The sequence below is a fragment of the Kaistia defluvii genome, assembly GCF_026343955.1.
Classification (GTDB): domain Bacteria; phylum Pseudomonadota; class Alphaproteobacteria; order Rhizobiales; family Kaistiaceae; genus Kaistia; species Kaistia defluvii.
In genome coordinates, this window is the sequence record NZ_JAPKNI010000002.1 from 149,631 (window position 1) to 166,729 (window position 17,099).

The 17,099-nt window shown below is 66.0% G+C and carries 13 protein-coding genes and 1 tRNA gene; 11 read left to right on the plus strand and 3 right to left on the minus strand.

Annotated features, from left to right (window positions below; translation table 11 throughout):
- Positions 1–59: 59 nt before the first annotated feature.
- The 4 genes from OSH10_RS05175 (at position 60) to prmB (ending at position 3,262) form a co-directional block, all read left to right on the plus strand.
- Positions 60–446 (plus strand): hypothetical protein, encoded by a 387-nt coding sequence (locus tag OSH10_RS05175; protein ID WP_266330551.1) that lies wholly within the window; start codon positions 60–62, stop codon positions 444–446.
- Between the two features lie 87 nt (positions 447–533).
- Positions 534–920 (plus strand): CopM family metallochaperone, encoded by a 387-nt coding sequence (gene copM / locus OSH10_RS05180; protein WP_407660673.1) that lies wholly within the window; start codon positions 534–536, stop codon positions 918–920.
- A 221-nt stretch (positions 921–1,141) separates the two neighbouring features.
- Positions 1,142–1,891: a hypothetical protein gene (locus OSH10_RS05185; RefSeq protein ID WP_266330552.1), complete on the plus strand. Its 750-nt coding sequence runs from the start codon at positions 1,142–1,144 to the stop codon at positions 1,889–1,891.
- A gap of 381 nt (positions 1,892–2,272) precedes the next feature.
- Positions 2,273–3,262 (plus strand): 50S ribosomal protein L3 N(5)-glutamine methyltransferase, encoded by a 990-nt coding sequence (gene prmB, locus OSH10_RS05190; protein ID WP_266330553.1) that lies wholly within the window; start codon positions 2,273–2,275, stop codon positions 3,260–3,262.
- Between the two features lie 168 nt (positions 3,263–3,430).
- Here the strand turns inward: prmB and OSH10_RS05195 are convergent, their stop codons facing one another.
- A complete protein-coding gene (locus OSH10_RS05195) occupies positions 3,431–4,972 on the minus strand; it encodes an MFS transporter (RefSeq protein ID WP_266330554.1) in 1,542 nt (513 codons plus the stop codon).
- 264 nt (positions 4,973–5,236) lie between these two features.
- On the opposite strand from OSH10_RS05195, the gene OSH10_RS05200 reads away from it, so the two are divergent.
- From OSH10_RS05200 to OSH10_RS05210, 3 genes are all read left to right on the plus strand, one after another.
- A complete protein-coding gene (locus OSH10_RS05200; RefSeq protein ID WP_266330556.1) occupies positions 5,237–5,791 on the plus strand; it encodes a TetR/AcrR family transcriptional regulator in 555 nt (184 codons plus the stop codon).
- A gap of 170 nt (positions 5,792–5,961) precedes the next feature.
- Entirely contained in the window at positions 5,962–7,182 is a 1,221-nt protein-coding gene (gene rlmN, locus OSH10_RS05205) for a 23S rRNA (adenine(2503)-C(2))-methyltransferase RlmN (RefSeq protein WP_266330557.1), read from the plus strand.
- Positions 7,182–7,637 (plus strand): hypothetical protein, encoded by a 456-nt coding sequence (locus OSH10_RS05210; RefSeq protein ID WP_266330558.1) that lies wholly within the window; start codon positions 7,182–7,184, stop codon positions 7,635–7,637. The genes rlmN and OSH10_RS05210 overlap by 1 nt, the downstream gene beginning before the upstream one ends.
- Here OSH10_RS05210 and OSH10_RS05215 read toward each other — a convergent pair.
- Together OSH10_RS05215 and OSH10_RS05220 are read right to left on the minus strand one after the other, a co-directional pair.
- Positions 7,615–8,256 (minus strand): LysE family translocator, encoded by a 642-nt coding sequence (locus OSH10_RS05215; RefSeq protein WP_266330559.1) that lies wholly within the window; start codon positions 8,254–8,256, stop codon positions 7,615–7,617. The genes OSH10_RS05210 and OSH10_RS05215 overlap by 23 nt on opposite strands.
- A gap of 394 nt (positions 8,257–8,650) precedes the next feature.
- Positions 8,651–9,757, minus strand: a complete 1,107-nt coding sequence (locus tag OSH10_RS05220) for a lactonase family protein (protein WP_266330560.1) — start codon at positions 9,755–9,757, stop codon at positions 8,651–8,653.
- A 193-nt stretch (positions 9,758–9,950) separates the two neighbouring features.
- On the opposite strand from OSH10_RS05220, the gene OSH10_RS05225 reads away from it, so the two are divergent.
- The 4 genes from OSH10_RS05225 to OSH10_RS05240 all read left to right on the plus strand — a co-directional run bounded on the left by OSH10_RS05225 (position 9,951) and on the right by OSH10_RS05240 (position 17,089).
- Complete coding sequence (locus OSH10_RS05225) at positions 9,951–11,504, plus strand: serine hydrolase (RefSeq protein WP_407660674.1); 1,554 nt, start codon at positions 9,951–9,953, stop codon at positions 11,502–11,504.
- A gap of 335 nt (positions 11,505–11,839) precedes the next feature.
- On the plus strand, positions 11,840–13,321 hold the full coding sequence (opgC, locus tag OSH10_RS05230; protein ID WP_266330561.1) for an OpgC domain-containing protein: 1,482 nt from the start codon (positions 11,840–11,842) through the stop codon (positions 13,319–13,321).
- 296 nt (positions 13,322–13,617) lie between these two features.
- Positions 13,618–13,694: transfer RNA gene (locus OSH10_RS05235), tRNA-Arg, on the plus strand.
- Positions 13,695–14,683: 989 nt separating this feature from the next.
- A complete protein-coding gene (locus OSH10_RS05240; RefSeq protein ID WP_266330562.1) occupies positions 14,684–17,089 on the plus strand; it encodes a glucan 1,4-alpha-glucosidase in 2,406 nt (801 codons plus the stop codon).
- Positions 17,090–17,099 lie beyond the last annotated feature (10 nt).

Here is a 17,099-nt window from a genome sequence, read left to right on the forward strand (position 1 = left end):
GTGCTGAATGACAGCTGAACACTTATCTGGCCAGCGTGAACAGAAATCTGGACATTGACGTGTGGCCGCGCAGCGACCAGTTTTACCGCATGCAGAATGTCCGGCGTCTCGCTGCCCTTGTCTGGATCGTCCTAAGCCTGCTGGTGCCCGGCGGCGCCGATCCGGCCATGGCGGTGGATCATGCGGGCCAGGCCGATTGCCCGCACGCCGCGCAGATATCCGGCGCGGCGCATCGCATGGCGATGGCGTCGGGCGGCCCTTCAAGCCACACGCCGGCCGCCCCGATGGCGCTGCCTTCCTGCTGCGTCGCGCTGCCTGGCTTCGCGCTTCACGTCGAGGCGATGCCGGATCGTCTCGTCGCGCCCGGCGCTTTGCCGCGCCCGCGTTCCGACGCCATGCCGGCCCAGCGCGTCATCGGCCCCGACCTGCCGCCGCCCCGCGCCTGATCGTTTCCCTCGGTCATCGATGCGGCGGCGCGTGCGGGCCGCGACGCCGCCTTTTCCTGCCCGCCTCATTGCAATGAGAGAACGATCATGACGTCTTTTTGGAAACTGGCGGCCGCGGCCGTCTTCACCCTCGCCATCCTCCCGGCCTCGGCCGAGGAAACGATGGATCACAGCCAGATGGACCATGGCGCCATGTCTTCGGAAAAGCCGGGTGACAGCGCCTCGACCCAGGCTTTCCGCGCCGCCGACAAGGCGATGATGGAGGGCATGGCGATCGACTATTCCGGCAATGCCGATGTCGATTTCATCCGCGCCATGATTCCCCATCACGAGGGCGCGGTCGCCATGGCCGAGATCGAGCTGAAATATGGCAAGGACCCGGAGGCGCGCAAACTCGCCGAAGCCATCATCCGGGCGCAGAAGGAAGAGATCGCCTTCATGAAGGGCTGGCTCGCCAAGAACAGCCAACAATAAGCCGACAACCCACAATAAGCCTTAAGATAGCGAGAGATCGCGGTCGCCCGAATAGCGGCCGCGATCTTGCCGGCCCCCGTCAACGATTTTTGATCCGGTCCGCGCCGGGAGATTGACACTTGCGACGCGCGGATGTTCCCTCAGCCAACGAGGGAAGCCCGAGGTCGTCGCGGCTTCGTTGGGATCGGATGTCACTGCGACATCGAAGGGAGATCGGCACGATGAAGATGCGATCCACACTGATCTTGATGGGCGCCAGCCTGTCCCTGGGCCTGTTCGCGGCGACCTTGCCGGCATCCGCCGCCACCAAGTCGGCCGCCATGCAGAGCTGCAGCGACGACTGGGCCAAGATGAAGGCCGACGACAAGGTTCCGGCCGGCCAGACCTGGCCGAAGTTCTGGAGCCAGTGCAGCAAGGACTACGCCGCCGCCCATCCCGGTGACAGCGACGCTGCCGCTGCCGCGAAGGCGCCGGCGGCGCCGGAGCCCAAGGCCGCGCCGAAGTCGACCGCGAAGGCCGCGACCGACAAGGCGGCGGAGACCAAGCCGGCTGCCGGCAAGTCGTCCGCCATGCAGAGCTGCAGCGACGACTGGGCCAGGATGAAGGCCGCCAACAAGGTTCCGGCCGGCCAGACCTGGCCGAAATTCTGGAGCCAGTGCAGCAAGGATTACGCCGCCGCCAATCCGGATGCGGCTGCCCCCGCCAAGCCGGGCAAGGCAAAGACCGCCGCGGCCGATGAGGAACTCGGCATGGCGCTGCCGGATCCGGCCGCCGCCGCCAAGCTCGACACGACCAAGACCACGGCCGGCAAGCGGCAGATGACGCCCGGCCAGCAGGCCGCCGTCGTGCGCATCCGCGCCTGCGGCGCCGAATGGCAGGAGAAGAAGAAGGCCGGCACCCTGCCGCAGGGCGCGAAGTGGCCGCAATACTGGAGCGACTGCAACAAGCGCCTGAAGGCCAAGGGCCAGTAGCCAGTAGCCCGGCTCCCGGTTCGGCCGTCTCGCGGCGTCGTTCCGGCGCGCTCGAGACGGCCATACCGTCGAAGATTCTTTCGCCGCTCGCGGAGGGAGAGATCGACGGCCGCAGGCCGGCGGGTGAGGGGCTACGGCATCGCTTGTCGCGGGACCGGCCAGACATTCGGGCGTGTCCCTGGCCCCTCCTTCGGGACCCGGCCGTGCCGGGCGCCCCAAAATGTTGGTCGGGGCTTTCGATCGCACCCGGAGCAAAGCGCGACCGTCGACGCATGCCCTTATGAAACGGAGATGAGACTGGAGATCGCAGGCTGGAGAGATGCGCGCGGCGTCCCGACCTGCTAGGACGTCCCGAAACCTTTTCTTAACCACGAGCCTGCCTTGACCGAATCATCCGCCCCCGCCGATCAGCTCTTCACGGTCCGCGACTTCCTGCGCTACGCCATCAGCCGCTTCAACCAGGCCGGCCTGGCCTTTGGCCATGGCGCCTCGACGGCGTTCGACGACGCCGCCTTCCTGGTGCTGGAAGGCCTGAAGCTGCCGATCGACACGCTCGAGCCCTTCCTCGACGCGCGCCTGCTCCCAGAGGAGCGCAAGCACCTGGCAGACCTGGTCGAGGCGCGGGTCACCACCCGCAAGCCGACGCCCTACCTGCTCAACCGCGCCTATATCCAGGGCGTGCCCTTCTTCGTCGACGAGCGCGTGATCGTGCCGCGCTCCTTCATCGGCGAACTGATCCATTCGGAATTCTTCGGCGGCGAGGAGTTCACGCTGATCGAGGATCTCTCGTCGGTCGAGACGGTGCTGGATCTGTGCACCGGCTCCGCCTCGCTCGCGATTTTGGCCGCCGGCGTGTTCGAAAGCGCCGAGATCGATGCCGTCGACCTGTCGCCGGACGCGCTCGAAGTCGCGAAGATCAATGTTGCCGAGCACAATCTCGGCAACCGGATCGAGCTCTATGAGGGGGACCTGTTCGCCCCGCTCGGCGACAAGCGCTACGATTTGATCCTGACCAATCCGCCCTATGTCGACGAAATCGCCATGGAAGAGCTGCCGGAAGAATACCGGCATGAGCCGGTGATGGCGCTGGCCTCCGGCCTCGACGGCCTCGACATCGTCCGCCGCATCCTCGACGCGGCCTCGGCCCATCTCAATCCGGGTGGCGGCATGCTCTGCGAGATCGGCGCCGGCCGCGAGATCCTCGAAGCCGAATATCCGCATCTCGATTTCTTCTGGCTCGATACGGAAGAGAGCGACGGCGAAGTGTTCTGGCTTTCGGCCGAGAGCCTCGGCGTCGAGGACACCGCCGTCGAGGACCAGGACCTGGCCGATCTCGAACAGCTCGACGGCGACGCGCCCGAAGACGTCTGATCGGGCTGGCTGATCCGTTGAATAAGAAAAGCCCACTCCCGCGGCGCGGGGGTGGGCTTTTTTGTAGAACAGGATCCGTAGGGCGGATGCCAGCCCTTTACCTCTCCCTCAGGAGAGGTGAGGAACGAACCCGGCTCCGCACCATTCCATATCGGCTTTGACCCCCGCCTACGCGCCGATTTCCAGCATGATCGGCTCGCGGCGCTTCCTTGGCTGGCGGGTGCGCAGCGTTACGAGCGTGATCAGCGCGGCGGTGAAGGTGATCGCCGAGCAGATCAGCATGGTGTTGCGGAACGCCGCGCCATAGGCCTCGGTCGCGATCGCCCGCTCGATCGAGGGGGCGAGGGCAACCGCCTGGTCGAGACCACCGCCAGCCACTGCATTGGCGAACTGGCTGGCGATTTCGACCGGCAGATCGCCGACGCTGCCGCCGATTCCGCCGGTGACGAAGGCCGCCATCAGCGCGCCGACGATGGCGATCGCGACGGTTTCGCCGGCGACCCGCATGGTGCCGAAGATGCCGGTCGCCATGCCGGCCCGCTCGGTCGGCACGACGCTGATGGCGAGATCGTCCATCAGGCCCCAGGGCAGGGCGGCGCCGGCGCCGATCATGAAGAGCGGCAGGATGAACGTCGTCGGGGCGGCGCCGACCGGCACGAAGGCCAGCAACAGCACGCCGGCGCCCGCCAGGATCAGGCCGAGGCCGGCGAGGATTCCCGAGGGAATCCAGCGCGCGATGTTGGCGGCGACGAAGGGGATCGTCGCGATCGGCAGGCTGAGCGGCAGCAGCATCACGCCGACCTGCAGCTCGTCCATCCCCTCGATGCGGATGAAGCGGGCCGGCAGCAGGATGAACGGGACGATGAAGGAATAGGCGACCGCGACCGGCAGGGCCTGCACCGAGACGAAGCGGGCATAGCGGAACAGCGACAGGTCGAGCATCGGCCGCGTCTGCAGGTTCTCGATGGCGATGAAGGCGATCAGCAGGACCGCCGCGCCGGCGAGCAGGGTGACGACCAGCGTGTCGTCCCAGCCGCGCTCCGGTCCGAGGATGATGCCGAATGTCAGCGCCACCAGCATGGCGGTGAAGCTGGCCGCGCCCCAGCGATCGATGCCGATCGCGCCGGGATCGCGGGTTTCGCGCATGCGGGGCACGCCGACGAGCAGGGTCAGCAGGCCGGCCAGGGCGGTGGCGACGAACAGCGCCCGCCAGCCGAACGAGCCGATCAGCGCGCCCGCGATCAGCGGGCCGAAGGCAAGGCCGATGCCGAAGCCTGTGCCGAGCAGGCCGAGCGCCCGGGTGCGGTCGGCGCCTTCATAATCCTGCGCCACGGCAGCGAAGCCGGCCGAGATCGAGATCGCCGCCGCAATCCCCTGCAGCGCGCGCAGAAAGTCGAGGATCAGCACGCTGGGCGACAGCGCCACGGCCAGCGAGGTGAGGGTGAAGCTGATGGCGCCGATGCGGAACATGCGCTTGCGGCCATATTGATCGGCGAGCGCGCCGCCGAGCATGATCGTGCTGCCGAAGGCGAGCATGAAGCCGTTGACGATCCAGGTCAGCAGCGAAAGCTCGCCGCCGAGATCGCGGCCGATGGCAGGCGTCGCTACCGCCGGCCCGGTGAAGGAGAGCGGCATGGTGACCGCGACGAGGAAGACGGCGGCGAGCACGAGGTGCCGGCCCGCGGGCGCCGGGTGAGAAGCGTCGGTCATGGTGGTCTCGATCTGTTGGGCGGAGCCGGCGCGGAGGCGCGGCCCTAGGGACGCTGAAGCCCGCGACGGGAGAGGCGTCGCGGGCTCAGGGTCACCGCCGACTCGTATTTATGTGTCGGTCGATACATAAATCATAATGGCTTGATTCCCGCCGTCAAGCGCTTTATTTGTTGATCGTTACAAAAAGAAAAGGGCTGCACGCACGCCATGAACGCTCGCGGACGTCCCCGCAGTTTCGATCGATCCGTCGCCCTCGAACGGGCCATGGATGTGTTCTGGGCTCGCGGCTATGCCGGCACCTCGATCTCCGAGCTGACCGAGGCGATGAGCATCAATTCCCCCTCGCTTTACGCCGCCTTCGGCTCGAAGGAGGAGCTGTTTCGCGAAGCCGTCGCGCTCTACGTCGCGACCGACGACGCCTGCACGCTGCAGATGCTGGAAGGCGAGCTGACGACGCGGGATTCGATCTCGGCCATGCTGTTCGCCAGCGCGCGTTCCTGCGTGCGGCCCGACAAGCCGGTCGGCTGCTTCGTCGTGCTCGGCGCCACCAATGGCGGCCCCGAGACCGATGCCGCGCAGCAGTTCCTGTGCGACCAGCGCAAGGACATGGCCCGGCGCATCCGCCACCGGCTGGAGCGTGGCGTCGCCGATGGCGAATTGCCGTCCGGCCTCAACCTGGAACGGATCGCCGCCTATTTCGGCACCGTCATCAAGGGCATGTCGATCGAGGCCCGCGACGGCGCCAATGGCGAGACGCTGCTTTCGGTCGCCAAGAGCGCGATGCTCGGCTGGGACGCGCTGACGTCGACGCAGGGCTGATCGCCAGGGCGCGCCTGGCCCTGCGAAACCGGCTGCCCCTTGTCCGGCGCAGGGCGGCCGCTCATTTGAAGCATTCCTGATTTCCCGAAAATTGTGGTATGAGGCCGGCAACAATGATGGATGGCCTCGATGTGCGCGCTTCGCGCCCGGCCTCTCACCCGGATATCGACATGACCGCACCGCTCGCCGTGGCCACCACCGCCCCGCTTCAGGTTCCCCCGCTTTCGAAGGACGAGACGCCGTCCCTCGTCGGCCTCACGCGCGCCGAAATCGGCGAGAAGCTCGCCGGCATCGGCATCGAGCCCAAGCAGATCCGCATGCGTACGGCGCAGATCTGGAACTGGATCTATGCCCGCGGCGTCACCGATTTCAACGACATGCTCAACGTGTCGAAGGAGCTTCGCGCGACGCTGGCGGCCAGCTTCACGCTGAAGCGGCCGGAAATCGTCACCGAGCAGATCTCGCAGGATGGCACCCGCAAGTGGCTGCTGCGCTTTCCGTCGCGCGGCGCCGGCCGGCCGGTCGAGATCGAGACCGTCTACATCCCCGAGATCGGCCGCGGCACGCTCTGCGTCTCCAGCCAGGTCGGCTGCACGCTCACCTGCTCGTTCTGCCATACCGGCACGCAGAAGCTGGTGCGCAACCTGACGGCGGAAGAGATCGTCGGCCAGATCCTCGTCGCGCGCGACCGGCTGGGCGACTTCCCGGACAAGTCGACCCCGGTCGGCATGGCCGTGCCCTCGGAAGGCCGCCTCGTCTCCAACATCGTCATGATGGGCATGGGCGAGCCGCTCTACAATTTCGACAACGTTAAGCAGGCGCTGCTGATCGCCTCGGACGGCGAGGGCCTGTCGCTCTCGAAGCGCCGCATCACGCTGTCGACCTCCGGCGTCGTGCCGATGATCGAACGCACCGGCGCCGAGATCGGCTCGATGCTGGCGATCTCGCTCCATGCCGTGCGCGACGACCTGCGCGACATGCTGGTGCCGCTCAACAAAAAATATCCGATCGCCGAGCTGATGGAGGCCTGCCGCAATTATCCGGGTCTCAGCAATGCGCGCCGCATCACATTCGAATATGTGATGCTGAAGGACGTCAATGACAGCCCGGCCGATGCGCGCGAGCTGGTCCGCCTGCTCAAGGGCATTCCGGCCAAGATCAACCTGATTCCGTTCAATCCCTGGCCCGGCGTCAACTACCAGTGCTCGGACTGGGAGACGATCGAGACCTTCTCGGACATCGTTAACCGCGCCGGCTATGCCTCGCCGATCCGCACCCCGCGCGGCCGCGACATTCTCGCCGCCTGCGGCCAGCTGAAGAGCGAGAGCGAGCGCATGCGTGTCCGCGAGCGGCTGGCGCTCGAGGCCATGGTCACCAGCGACGACGACTGATGCGGGCTTTCCTTCGGATCATCCTGCTGATTCCGCTGGGGCTGATGGCGGCGATCGCCTCGGCCGTCGTCGTCTATCTCGCCGCCTTCGGTTTCACCGGCAACGACATCTGGGATGGCCCGAATGGCGAGATCCCGGTCATCCTCGCACCGGCCTTCGTTCTTCTGGTCGAGATTTCGCGCTACGCGCTGCTGCCGTTCCTGGTCGGCATCGTCGTCGCCGAGGTCTTCGCCTTGCGCTCGGCGATCCTGTGGACGCTGTTTGGCGGCGCGATCGGCCTTGGCATCCACCTCGCGGCCAAGAGCACGGAATTTGCCGCGCTGCCGCCGGTCGCGGCCGGGCTCGTCGCCGGCTTCGCCTATTGGGTCATCGCCGGGCATGGCTCGGGGCTGGCGGCCCAGGGCCGCGCGCGGACCGCTCCGGTGGAGCGGCCTACTTCCCCTGGGCCAGAATAAGCCGCACCGCGAAGCCGCCCATCACGGTGGCGAACAGCCAGTCGACGGCACGCGTCGCGCGCGGCGAGCGCTTCAGGAACGAAGCGAGCGAGCCGGCCGACCAGATCATCGCGATGCTGATCGGCGTGGCGACCACCACGAACATCAGGCCGAGAAACAGCAGCTTGCCCGCCGCATGCGGGTCGGTCGGCGTCACGAATTGCGGCAGGAAGGTCACGAAGAACACGATGATCTTCGGGTTGAGCAGATTGACCATCAGGCCCTTCAGATAGACCTTGCCGATCGGGTCGCTGGAGCCTCTCCCGCCGACCGAAAGCGCCGATCCATGCCGGATCGCCTGCACGGCGAGATAGACCAGATAGGCGGCGCCGACGACTTTCAGGATCGTGAAGGCCGTGGTGGAGGCGGCGAGCAGCGCCGAGAGCCCGACCGCCACCAGCACGGTATGGACGATCAGCCCGGTCGAGGCGCCGGCGAACGCGGCGACGCCGGCCTTTCGCGACTGCCCGATGGCCTTGCCGAGAAACAGCGTCATGTCCGGCCCCGGCGTCAGCGTCAGCGCGATGACGGCGACGAGATAGGCCAGGAAAACCGAAAGCGAAGGCAGGAAGGTGAGCATGGCGGCAGCTCCGTTGCGGCAAGAGCTATAACACGCCGCGGGCCGCCGTCGATGGGGGAGAAAGCATCCGGTCCTGATCAATCGGCTGCACCAGCACGGAGTATCTGGCTGATGTTCGAAGCACTCGACCATCATCCTGAGGTGCCCGGCGAAGCCGGGCCTCGAAGGAGGGTCCAGGGAGTGCTCTGATCGAGGCGCTTTGGTGGGGCTTTCGCTCGTCTGCAGGCCGCAATGCCCACTGGAGCCTCCTTCGAGGCTTCGCTGACGCGAAGCACCTCAGGATGACGGCGGAACGGGACCGATCCGCTCGCAGGTTCCGAATTCTCGAGGCCCTGCGAACGTCATCCGGGCGGATCCAGGCCTTCGACGGGGCGACGGCCTTGCGCTCGGATGGCTACCCAACCGTCACAAAACAGACAGCGGTCGGCGTGCCGACGGCGATGTCGTGGCGGAGAGCCGTCAGCGATCCGTCTGTCGCATCGACGCCGAACAGCGTGACCACGTCGCTGTCCTGGTTGGCGACGGCGAGCGTCCGGCCGTCCGGCGCGAAGGCGAAGTGGCGGGGCGTCTTGCCGCCCGAGGGCACCGCCGTCCGCAATTTCGCGATCCCGTCCTCGCCGATGTCGAAGATCGACAGGCTGTCGTCGCCGCGATTGGCGACATAGAGGAAGCGCCCGTCCGGGCCGAGCTTGATCTCCGAGCAGTGATTGCCGGTGGTGTCCGCCAGGGTCGGCGTCACGTCGAGCAGGCGGAACTGGCCGCTTGCCGGATCGAAGGCAAAGGAGGCGACCGTCGACGCCAGTTCGTTGACGCCATAGGCGAAGGGCATTTGCGGATGGAAGGCGAAGTGGCGCGGGCCCGAGCCGGGCGGCAGCGCGGTCTCGCCGGCCTTTTCGATCGCGCCGGTCGCGGCGTTGAAGCGATAGGCGACCAGCCGGTCGATGCCGAGATCGCTGACCACGAGATAGCGGTTGTCGGGCGACGCCAGCACGCAATGCGCGTGCGAGCGGTCCTGCCGGCCGGCATCCGGCCCGCGCCCGGCATGCGCCGCCGAGGCCGCGACCGGATCCAACCCGCCATCGGCGCGGCGAGGGAACAACACGACGGACTGGTTCGGCAATTCGCTCTCCGGCGTCCCCATGTAGTTGGCGACCGCCACGAAGCGCGCCGACCGGTCGAGGCTGGCATGCGCGGTGATGCTGCCCAGCGTCGACTGGCGGTTCAGATAGCGAAGGTCGCCGGTCCTGGGATCGATCGCATAGGCGCTGATCAGGCCCTCGTTCCATTCGGGCACTTCGCTCGTCGCGTATAGCGTGGCGCCATCCGGGGACGCGGTGAGGAAGGTCGGGTTCTCGATGCCGCCCTGGATGCCGAGCGGCCTTGCGGTGGCGCTCTCCAGATCGAAGGCGAAGACCGAAACGCCGGGGGCGTTGGCGCTGGCAAAATAGGGCGTCGGCCGATTGCAGCCGCCGATATAGAGAAAGGTGTTCCGCTCTGCCACGTCAGGCTCCCCCAGGATGCGCGCGGCGCGGCCGCGCTTCGGGCCGAACGATAGCCAAGTTCGCCTCGCGCCGTCACCGCCTTTTGCCGGGATCGTGCGGGAACCCCGGGGATCCGCAGCGCCGGCCCGTTCACGGCCTGCCCTTGTGCTCGCGCGCTCCTCTGTCACAATCACGCAAAATGGGAGGCGCGGTATGGACAGGGGCAGGAGCCCGGCTTGGCGATGGATGGCGGTCGCGGCCGTCTTCGGGTTCGGATGCGCCGGCGCGCTGGCCGAACCGGTATCGCGCGACAGGGTGATGGCGGCCTTGCCGCGCCTCGAGGCGATGGCGCAGCAGCTCGTCGCCAACCGTGCCGTTCCCGGCCTGGCCATCGCGGTGGTCCATGAGGACCAGGTTGTTTTCCTCAAAGGTTTCGGCCTGCGCGAGGCCGGCAGGGCGGAGACGGTGGATCCCGACACCGTTTTCCAGATCGCCTCGCTCTCCAAGCCGGTGTCGGCGACGGTCGTCGCCGCCCTGGTCAGCAATGGCGTCGTCGGGTGGGACGCCAAGGTCGCCGATCTCGATCCGGCTTTCCGGCTGCACGACGCCTATCCCAGCGCCGAGGTGACGCTGCGCGACCTGTTCGCCCATCGAAGCGGCCTGCCGGGCAGCGCCGGGAACGACCTCGAGGCGATCGGCTTCGACCGCGATACGGTGATGCACCGGCTTCGCCTCGTGCCGCCATCGTCGAGCTTCCGTGCCGGCTATGCCTACAGCAATGCCGGCCTGACGGCGGGGGCGCTGGCGGCGGCCAAAGCCACGGGAAGATCCTGGGAGGAAGTGGCCGAGACGCAGCTCTTCAAGCCGCTCGGCATGGCCTCGAGCAGCGCCCGCCATGCCGATTTCGCGGCCCGCGTCGACCGCGCCGCGCTGCATGTCGATATCGGCCAGGGCTGGGAGGCGAAGGTGACGCGCGATGCCGACGTGCAGGCCCCCGCCGGCGGCGTCAGCTCGAGCGCGCGCGACCTGGCCCAGTGGATGCGGCTGGAGCTGGGGAAGGGCACGCTGGATGGCGAAAGGCGGATCCGCGCCGAGGCGCTCGCCGCGACCCATGAGCCGCTGATGGCGCGAGGGGCCAACCCGGTCACGGGCGCCGCCTCGTTTTACGGCCTGGGCTGGGTCGTCGAATTCGGCCGCCATGGCCTGAGCTGGGGACATGCCGGGGCGTTCAGCGCGGGCGCCCGCACGCTCGTCCAGCTCTATCCGGATTCGTCTCTCGGAATCCTCGTCCTCGCCAATGCCTTTCCAACCGGAGCGCCGGAGGGGCTGGCCAACAGCTATGCCGACTGGGTGTTCGACGGTTCGTCGCGGCAGGATTGGCTCGCCGACTGGGACGGGGTGTATTCCAGCCTGTTCGGACCGGCCAACGAGACGGCGAGGGCGGTCTACGCCAAGCCGCCGCAACCGCCCAGCCCGGCCCTGCCGCTTGCCGCCTATGCGGGGCGCTACCGCAACGACTATGTCGGGGAAGCGCGGCTTGCCGAAGCCGACGGCGTGCTGACCCTGAGCCTCGGCCCGAAGGGGGAGTACGCCTATCCGTTGCAGCATTTCGACCGCGACCTGTTCCTTGCCTTCCCGACCCCGGAAATGCCGGATGTTCCCTCGGCCGTTCGCTTCGCCATCGATCCCCAGGGCAAGGCCGAGACGGTGACGATCGAACTCCTGGACGACAACCACCTCGGCACGCTCGTCCGCGTCGCCGACTGATCGCCTCCGGCCGGGCGCCAGCCCTCCGCATGGCGCGCGGGCGGACGAAGCCGGATCGTCGTTTCCGAAAATTGCGGTGTCCTGCCGGATCCGTTCTGCGCAGCCGGCGTAATTTTGCCATCTCCCGTGGCTTATCTCGGCATGTCTCCTCCTGCCTGTCGCCGGCGCGCCGCGCGGCGAGGCGGGAGGAGTGCCGAAAGTCATGTCGAAATGGCGGGAACGCTGGCTATCGGCGTTCCAAGGCCCGGCGATCCGTGCTTTAGATCGCCGATTGTCGGGCATCCTTTCGGCTGCCATGGGTGCAGGGTCGGCCGAGGGCCGGGAGGACAGCTTTGATGGCTCAATTCGGGCAGCGCTTCAGTGCGCCCGCGCAATATGCGCTGACCTGCCTGTTCGCCTTGCCTTGCTTCGCGCTTCGCTTGCAATGGCCCTGGAACAGCTTCTCCTTCTTCCTGTTCGCGCCGGCGGTGCTGCTGGGCGCGGCGCTGTTCGGCAAGGGCCCGGCGATCCTCGCCACCGTGCTGACGGCCGTTTTCACCGTGTTCTTCTGGATCGAGCCGATCTACACGCTGCGCATGTCCTCGGCGCAGGTGCCGCCGCTGGCGCTCTATGCGCTGGTCTGCATCAGCATCGTGGCGCTTTGCGAATGGTCGCGCGCCGCGCTGAACCGCGATCGCCGCGCGGCGCTGGCCGAAGCGCGCGCCAAGGCCTCGGCCCGTCTCGACGGCATCGATTTCTGGCGCGGCCTGGTGCTGTGCACGATCTTCATCAATCACGTCCCCGGCAATATGCTGGAGGCGGTCACGCATCGCAATTTCGGCGTCTCGGATTCGGCCGAGGCCTTCGTGTTCCTGTCCGGCGTCTCGCTGGCGCTCGCCTATGGCCACCGTTTCCGCCCCGGCGAACGGGTCGCGGTTCTGGTTGCCATGCTCCGGCGGGTTCTGAAGCTCTATGGCGTGCATGTCGCGCTGTCCTTCGCCGCGATCGCCATCTTTTCCGCCGGCGCGCTCTACTGGCGCCAGCCGGAGCTGCTGATGTCGCATGGCCGCTCGCTCTATGTGAAGGATGCCTGGACCTGCCTGATCGGCATCGTGACGCTCGGCCACCAGCTTGGCTATTTCAACATCCTGCCGCTCTACATGGCGCTGATCCTCGCGGTGCCGGCGCTGCTCTGGCTTGCCCGCATCGACGTCTCGCTGATGCTGGTGGCCTCGGCGCTGCTCTATGCGCTGACCCGCTATACCGGCTGGAATCTGCCCAACTGGCCCGGCCAGGGCGGTTGGTTCCTCAACCCGTTTGCCTGGCAGTTCGTCATGGCGATCGGCCTGGCCGCGGGCCTGGCGCTGAAGCAGCGCGGCGAGATCCCCGTGACGGCGCCCTGGCTGCTTCTGGCGGCGACCGTCGTCGGGATCGGCTTCCTGATGTCGCCCTACGGCCCCGGTGTCACGCGCAACTGGATCGGCGCCAGCGGCCATCTCGATACCGACAAGTCGGTGCTCGGCCTGACCCGTCTCAGCCATTTCCTGGCGCTCGCCTATCTCGTCTATGGCTTGCGCATCAGCGCCCTGTGCCGTCGCCTGGTCGTGTTCGCGCCGCTGGCGACAATGGGCCGGCATGGCCTGCTGATTTTCGCGCTGCTTTCGGTGCTTTCGGCGCTCGGCCAGGTCCTGGTCGTCACGCTGCGCCCCGGCATCTGGTTCGACATCGGCTTTGTGGGCGGCGGCCTGGTCCTGCTGTGGATCGTCGCGCGCCTTGCCGACGAGGCCCGCCCGCTCCGCCGCCCCGGCCCGGTCGTCCAGCCGGTCATGGCCGGCTAGGGTCGGGTTCCGGCGGCGGGGCGGCCGAGCGCGGAACGGGCGGGATCGCGAACGCGCTGCCGACCATGGCGCGTCGCGCGGGCTGAACGAGGCGCCGCAGCTCCGATCCGTTGGGCGCGGTTGCCCCGCGCATGCCGCGATGCCACCTCCCGGCCCGGCCCGGCCCGGCTCGTGCGGGTGGATGGCGATGGTTTTGGGGGCAAGTGAACTCTTCGGTGAAAGGCTGGCTTTCGCCATTGCTGCCTGCCGGTCCTTCGTTTATGTAGACCGGCACGCGGCCTTGCCGCGTCCGGCATGCACCCGTAGCTCAGCTGGATAGAGCGCTGCCCTCCGAAGGCAGAGGCCAGGGGTTCGAATCCCTTCGGGTGCACCAATCTTTCCAAAGACTTAGATCGGTTGAGTGCGTTTCGTACGGAACCGGTACGGAAAGCGCAGGTCGTGGCCTGTCCGCTGGTGTCGGTCCGATTCCGACGCAAATTCCGGGCTGGCACGGGACAACATGGCTGCCTCCGAGGCTCGAGCATCGCGCCAACTGGTGAGCTTCGACCAGACTTCAGCTGGGCTTCCGATATTGTGGGAGGCTGGCATGCAGGAAGTTTCCGAACACCGATTCGAATTCACACTCAGCGACTTGCCGCGGGCCGAATTCGTAAAACTGTCCGACGCGCTACACCTGGCGCTATATGGCGGCGTGCTCTCGATGCGCTACGAGGGCTCCATTCCGTCCTCTGCCATCGAGGAAGGGATGCTTTCCATCGTGCACACGATGCAGAGGCGACGGATACATTCGCGAGCAGAGCGGTGGCAAGCTTGTCGAGGGCGGAATCATGTGTGCGTAAAGCAATCCACACAAAGGCATTTGCCACCTCATACAGGAACCCGATTGACATCACGGTCGAGGCATTGGGGTGGCCGCGCTCAACGGCGACGCGGATCGCATGCTCGAGCAGATACGACAGCGGCAGCCCGGCTATCCGAAAGAGCACCAGGATTTACAACGCTACGACCAACTGTAGGGATGCAGATCCATCAACCAGCCGTCGACGACATTCCCGTTCATCGCTTTCCCTTTGAAAGATCCACGGCGTATGCCGTTTGAAGCCTCATGCACGGGCCCAAAAAGCCTTCAAGAGCAGTCTGATGACAGGCGCGGCCGCATTGGGTCCCTGGACACCTCTGCCAATCGTGATGGCGATGACAATGGCAATGAACGATTTTGACCCCAAGCAAACTTCGCTACACTCACGTGTAGGACGGGTTGGAAGCCTTGGTAAATTGCGCCCTTCAATCCCGTAGGGAACCAGTTGATGCGCCAACCGCTTTCGGCTTCGTTCTGGCATATCAATTGTAGAGAAGCGCGACATGACCAACCTCGTCGATTTTGCGCCAGGCGGGCCGGGCATTCCCTCCCGCTGGACGTCCAGCGCCAAGAGTGGAGTGGGCACCGCTTTGTCGGCGAACTCACCCGTATGGTTCACCCTCAGCCACGGCATTATCAATGAGGTTTATTATCCGCGTGTGGACAGTGCCTGCACCCGAGACCTGGGCCTGCTGATCACAGGGCCGGACGGCTATATCAGCGAAGAAAAGCGAGATTGCAGCGCTGTCACGACGCAGATCGAGTCCGGTATTCCAGCCTTTCACACCGTCAGCACGGCGCGGGATGGACGCTATCGACTGGAAAAACAGCTTATCTCCGATCCGGCTCGTCCCACAGTGATGCAGCGCATCAGGTTCATCCCCCTGGTCGGAACGATCGCTGACTATAAGGTTTACGCGCTGCTTTCCCCTCATCTGGTCAATGCCGGCATGAACAATTCCGGCTGGATCGGGGAACAATCAGAAACGGCCCTGCTTTATGCCAGTGGCCGATCCCGCTATCTGGCGCTGGGCTGTTCGCTTGGTTGGTCGACTCTGTCGGTGGGCTATGTCGGGGCTTCCGACGGGTATCAGCAACTGGTCCATGATGGCGCGCTCTCGCCCCGATACCAGCGGGCCGACGATGGCAATGTCGCGCTCACCGGCCTTATCGAGTTCTCTGAGAAAATGCCGGCCGCCGTTTTGGCGCTGGGGTTTGGCCAATCGGAAACTGAAGCAGGTACCCATGTTCTGGGCAGCCTGCGGGACGGCTTCGATACGGCGTTGTCAACCTACCGCGCCAACTGGAAGCAATGGCAGAAGAACCTGCATCCGCTCGACCATGTCTCGGCGAACGGGGGCAATGCCTACCGCGTATCGACGGCGGTGCTGGCATCCCATCGCGCGGAAGATCGGCAGGGCGCCGTGGTCGCCAGTCTGTCCATCCCATGGGGCTCGGCCAAGGGCGATGACGATCTGGGCGGCTACCACCTCGTCTGGCCGCGCGACCTTGTCGAAACAGCAGGCGGGTTCCTTGCCGCCGGGGACCACAAGGAGGCTTTGGCCATTCTCGAATATTTGCGCCAGGTGCAACTTGCCTCTGGACGTTGGCCACAAAATCTCTGGCTGGACGGGCGGCCCTACTGGTTCGGCGTTCAAATGGATGAATGCGCCTTTCCGATCCTGCTCGCCGACATGCTGCGGCGTCATGGCCACCTCGATGCCGTGAACGATCGATATCTGCCCATGATCCGGCGAGCCGCCAGCTACCTTGTCGGCAACGGCCCGGCGACCAGCCAGGACCGTTGGGAAGAAGATGGTGGCTATTCCCCGTTCACTTTGGCCGTGGAAATCGCGGCTCTCCTGGCAGCTGCGGACCTGCTCGAGTCCGGAGAGGAGAATGCCGTTTCCCGACACCTCAGAGAAACGGCGGATTGCTGGAACGAGCAGATCGAGAACTGGACATTCGCCGGTGACCCGGACATCTGCGAAGCCGCGGGCGTTCAGGGCTATTATGTGCGTATCGGTAGCAATAGCGTAACCGATATCGCCACCGCGCGCGTCGGAAATACAGCTATCCGCAACCAGGTGGAGAGCAAGTCCACCCTTCCGACGCGTGATGTGCTCAGCCCCGATGCTCTGGCTCTTGTCCGCTTCGGTCTGCGTGCAGCCGATGATCCGCGCATTCGAAACACGGTCACGGCCATTGACCACGCCCTCAAGGCAGACCTGCCGCAGGGGCCGCTCTGGTATCGCTATACGGGCGACGGGTACGGGGAGCATGCGGATGGCAGACCGTTCGATGGCACAGGCATAGGGCGCGCATGGCCTTTACTCGCCGGCGAACGCGCCCATTATGAGCTCGCCGCCGGCAATGCCGGGCAGGCAGCAGCCCTGCTGCAAACCCTCGAAGCCTCGGCCGGTGCCGAAGGTCTCCTGCCGGAGCAGAGTTGGGACGCGCCTGATATTCCAGAGCGCGAACTGTTTTATGGACGGCCGGCCGGCAGTGCCATGCCGCTGGTGTGGGCGCACGCCGAACACATCAAGCTGCTGCGCTCGATAGCCGATGGCGCGGTCTTTGACATGCCCCCGCAGACTGTTGTGCGCTATGTGACCGGGAAATCGCCCTCAACGCTGCGGATCTGGCGCTTCAACAACAAGATCACAACCATCCCGCAGGGCAAAACCCTTCGGCTGGAACTGGAAGCGCCCGCCATGGTGCACTGGAGTTCGAGCCAGTGGCAGGATGCGGCCGATGTCATCACGCGTGAAAGCGGTCTTGGGACACATTTTGTCGATCTCGACACATCTTCTTTGGACGCTGATCAGTCGGTCGTGTTCACTTTTCTTTGGACGGACGTGGATCGATGGGAAAACGCCGATTTCACTGTCCAGGTCGTCGGCAAGTAGAAACGGGAAA

Bases quoted from the DNA above. Each gene is read 5' to 3' on its own strand.
- copM (WP_407660673.1), top strand. From the start codon at position 534: ATGACGTCTTTTTGGAAACTGGCGGCCGCGGCCGTCTTCACCCTCGCC.
- OSH10_RS05185 (WP_266330552.1), top strand. From the start codon at position 1,142: ATGAAGATGCGATCCACACTGATCTTGATGGGCGCCAGCCTGTCCCTG.
- OSH10_RS05195 (WP_266330554.1), bottom strand. From the start codon at position 4,972: ATGACCGACGCTTCTCACCCGGCGCCCGCGGGCCGGCACCTCGTGCTC.
- OSH10_RS05200 (WP_266330556.1), top strand. From the start codon at position 5,237: ATGGATGTGTTCTGGGCTCGCGGCTATGCCGGCACCTCGATCTCCGAG.
- OSH10_RS05210 (WP_266330558.1), top strand. From the start codon at position 7,182: ATGCGGGCTTTCCTTCGGATCATCCTGCTGATTCCGCTGGGGCTGATG.
- rlmN (WP_266330557.1), top strand. From the start codon at position 5,962: ATGACCGCACCGCTCGCCGTGGCCACCACCGCCCCGCTTCAGGTTCCC.
- opgC (WP_266330561.1), top strand. From the start codon at position 11,840: ATGGCTCAATTCGGGCAGCGCTTCAGTGCGCCCGCGCAATATGCGCTG.
- OSH10_RS05225 (WP_407660674.1), top strand. From the start codon at position 9,951: ATGGACAGGGGCAGGAGCCCGGCTTGGCGATGGATGGCGGTCGCGGCC.
- OSH10_RS05215 (WP_266330559.1), bottom strand. From the start codon at position 8,256: ATGCTCACCTTCCTGCCTTCGCTTTCGGTTTTCCTGGCCTATCTCGTC.
- OSH10_RS05240 (WP_266330562.1), top strand. From the start codon at position 14,684: ATGACCAACCTCGTCGATTTTGCGCCAGGCGGGCCGGGCATTCCCTCC.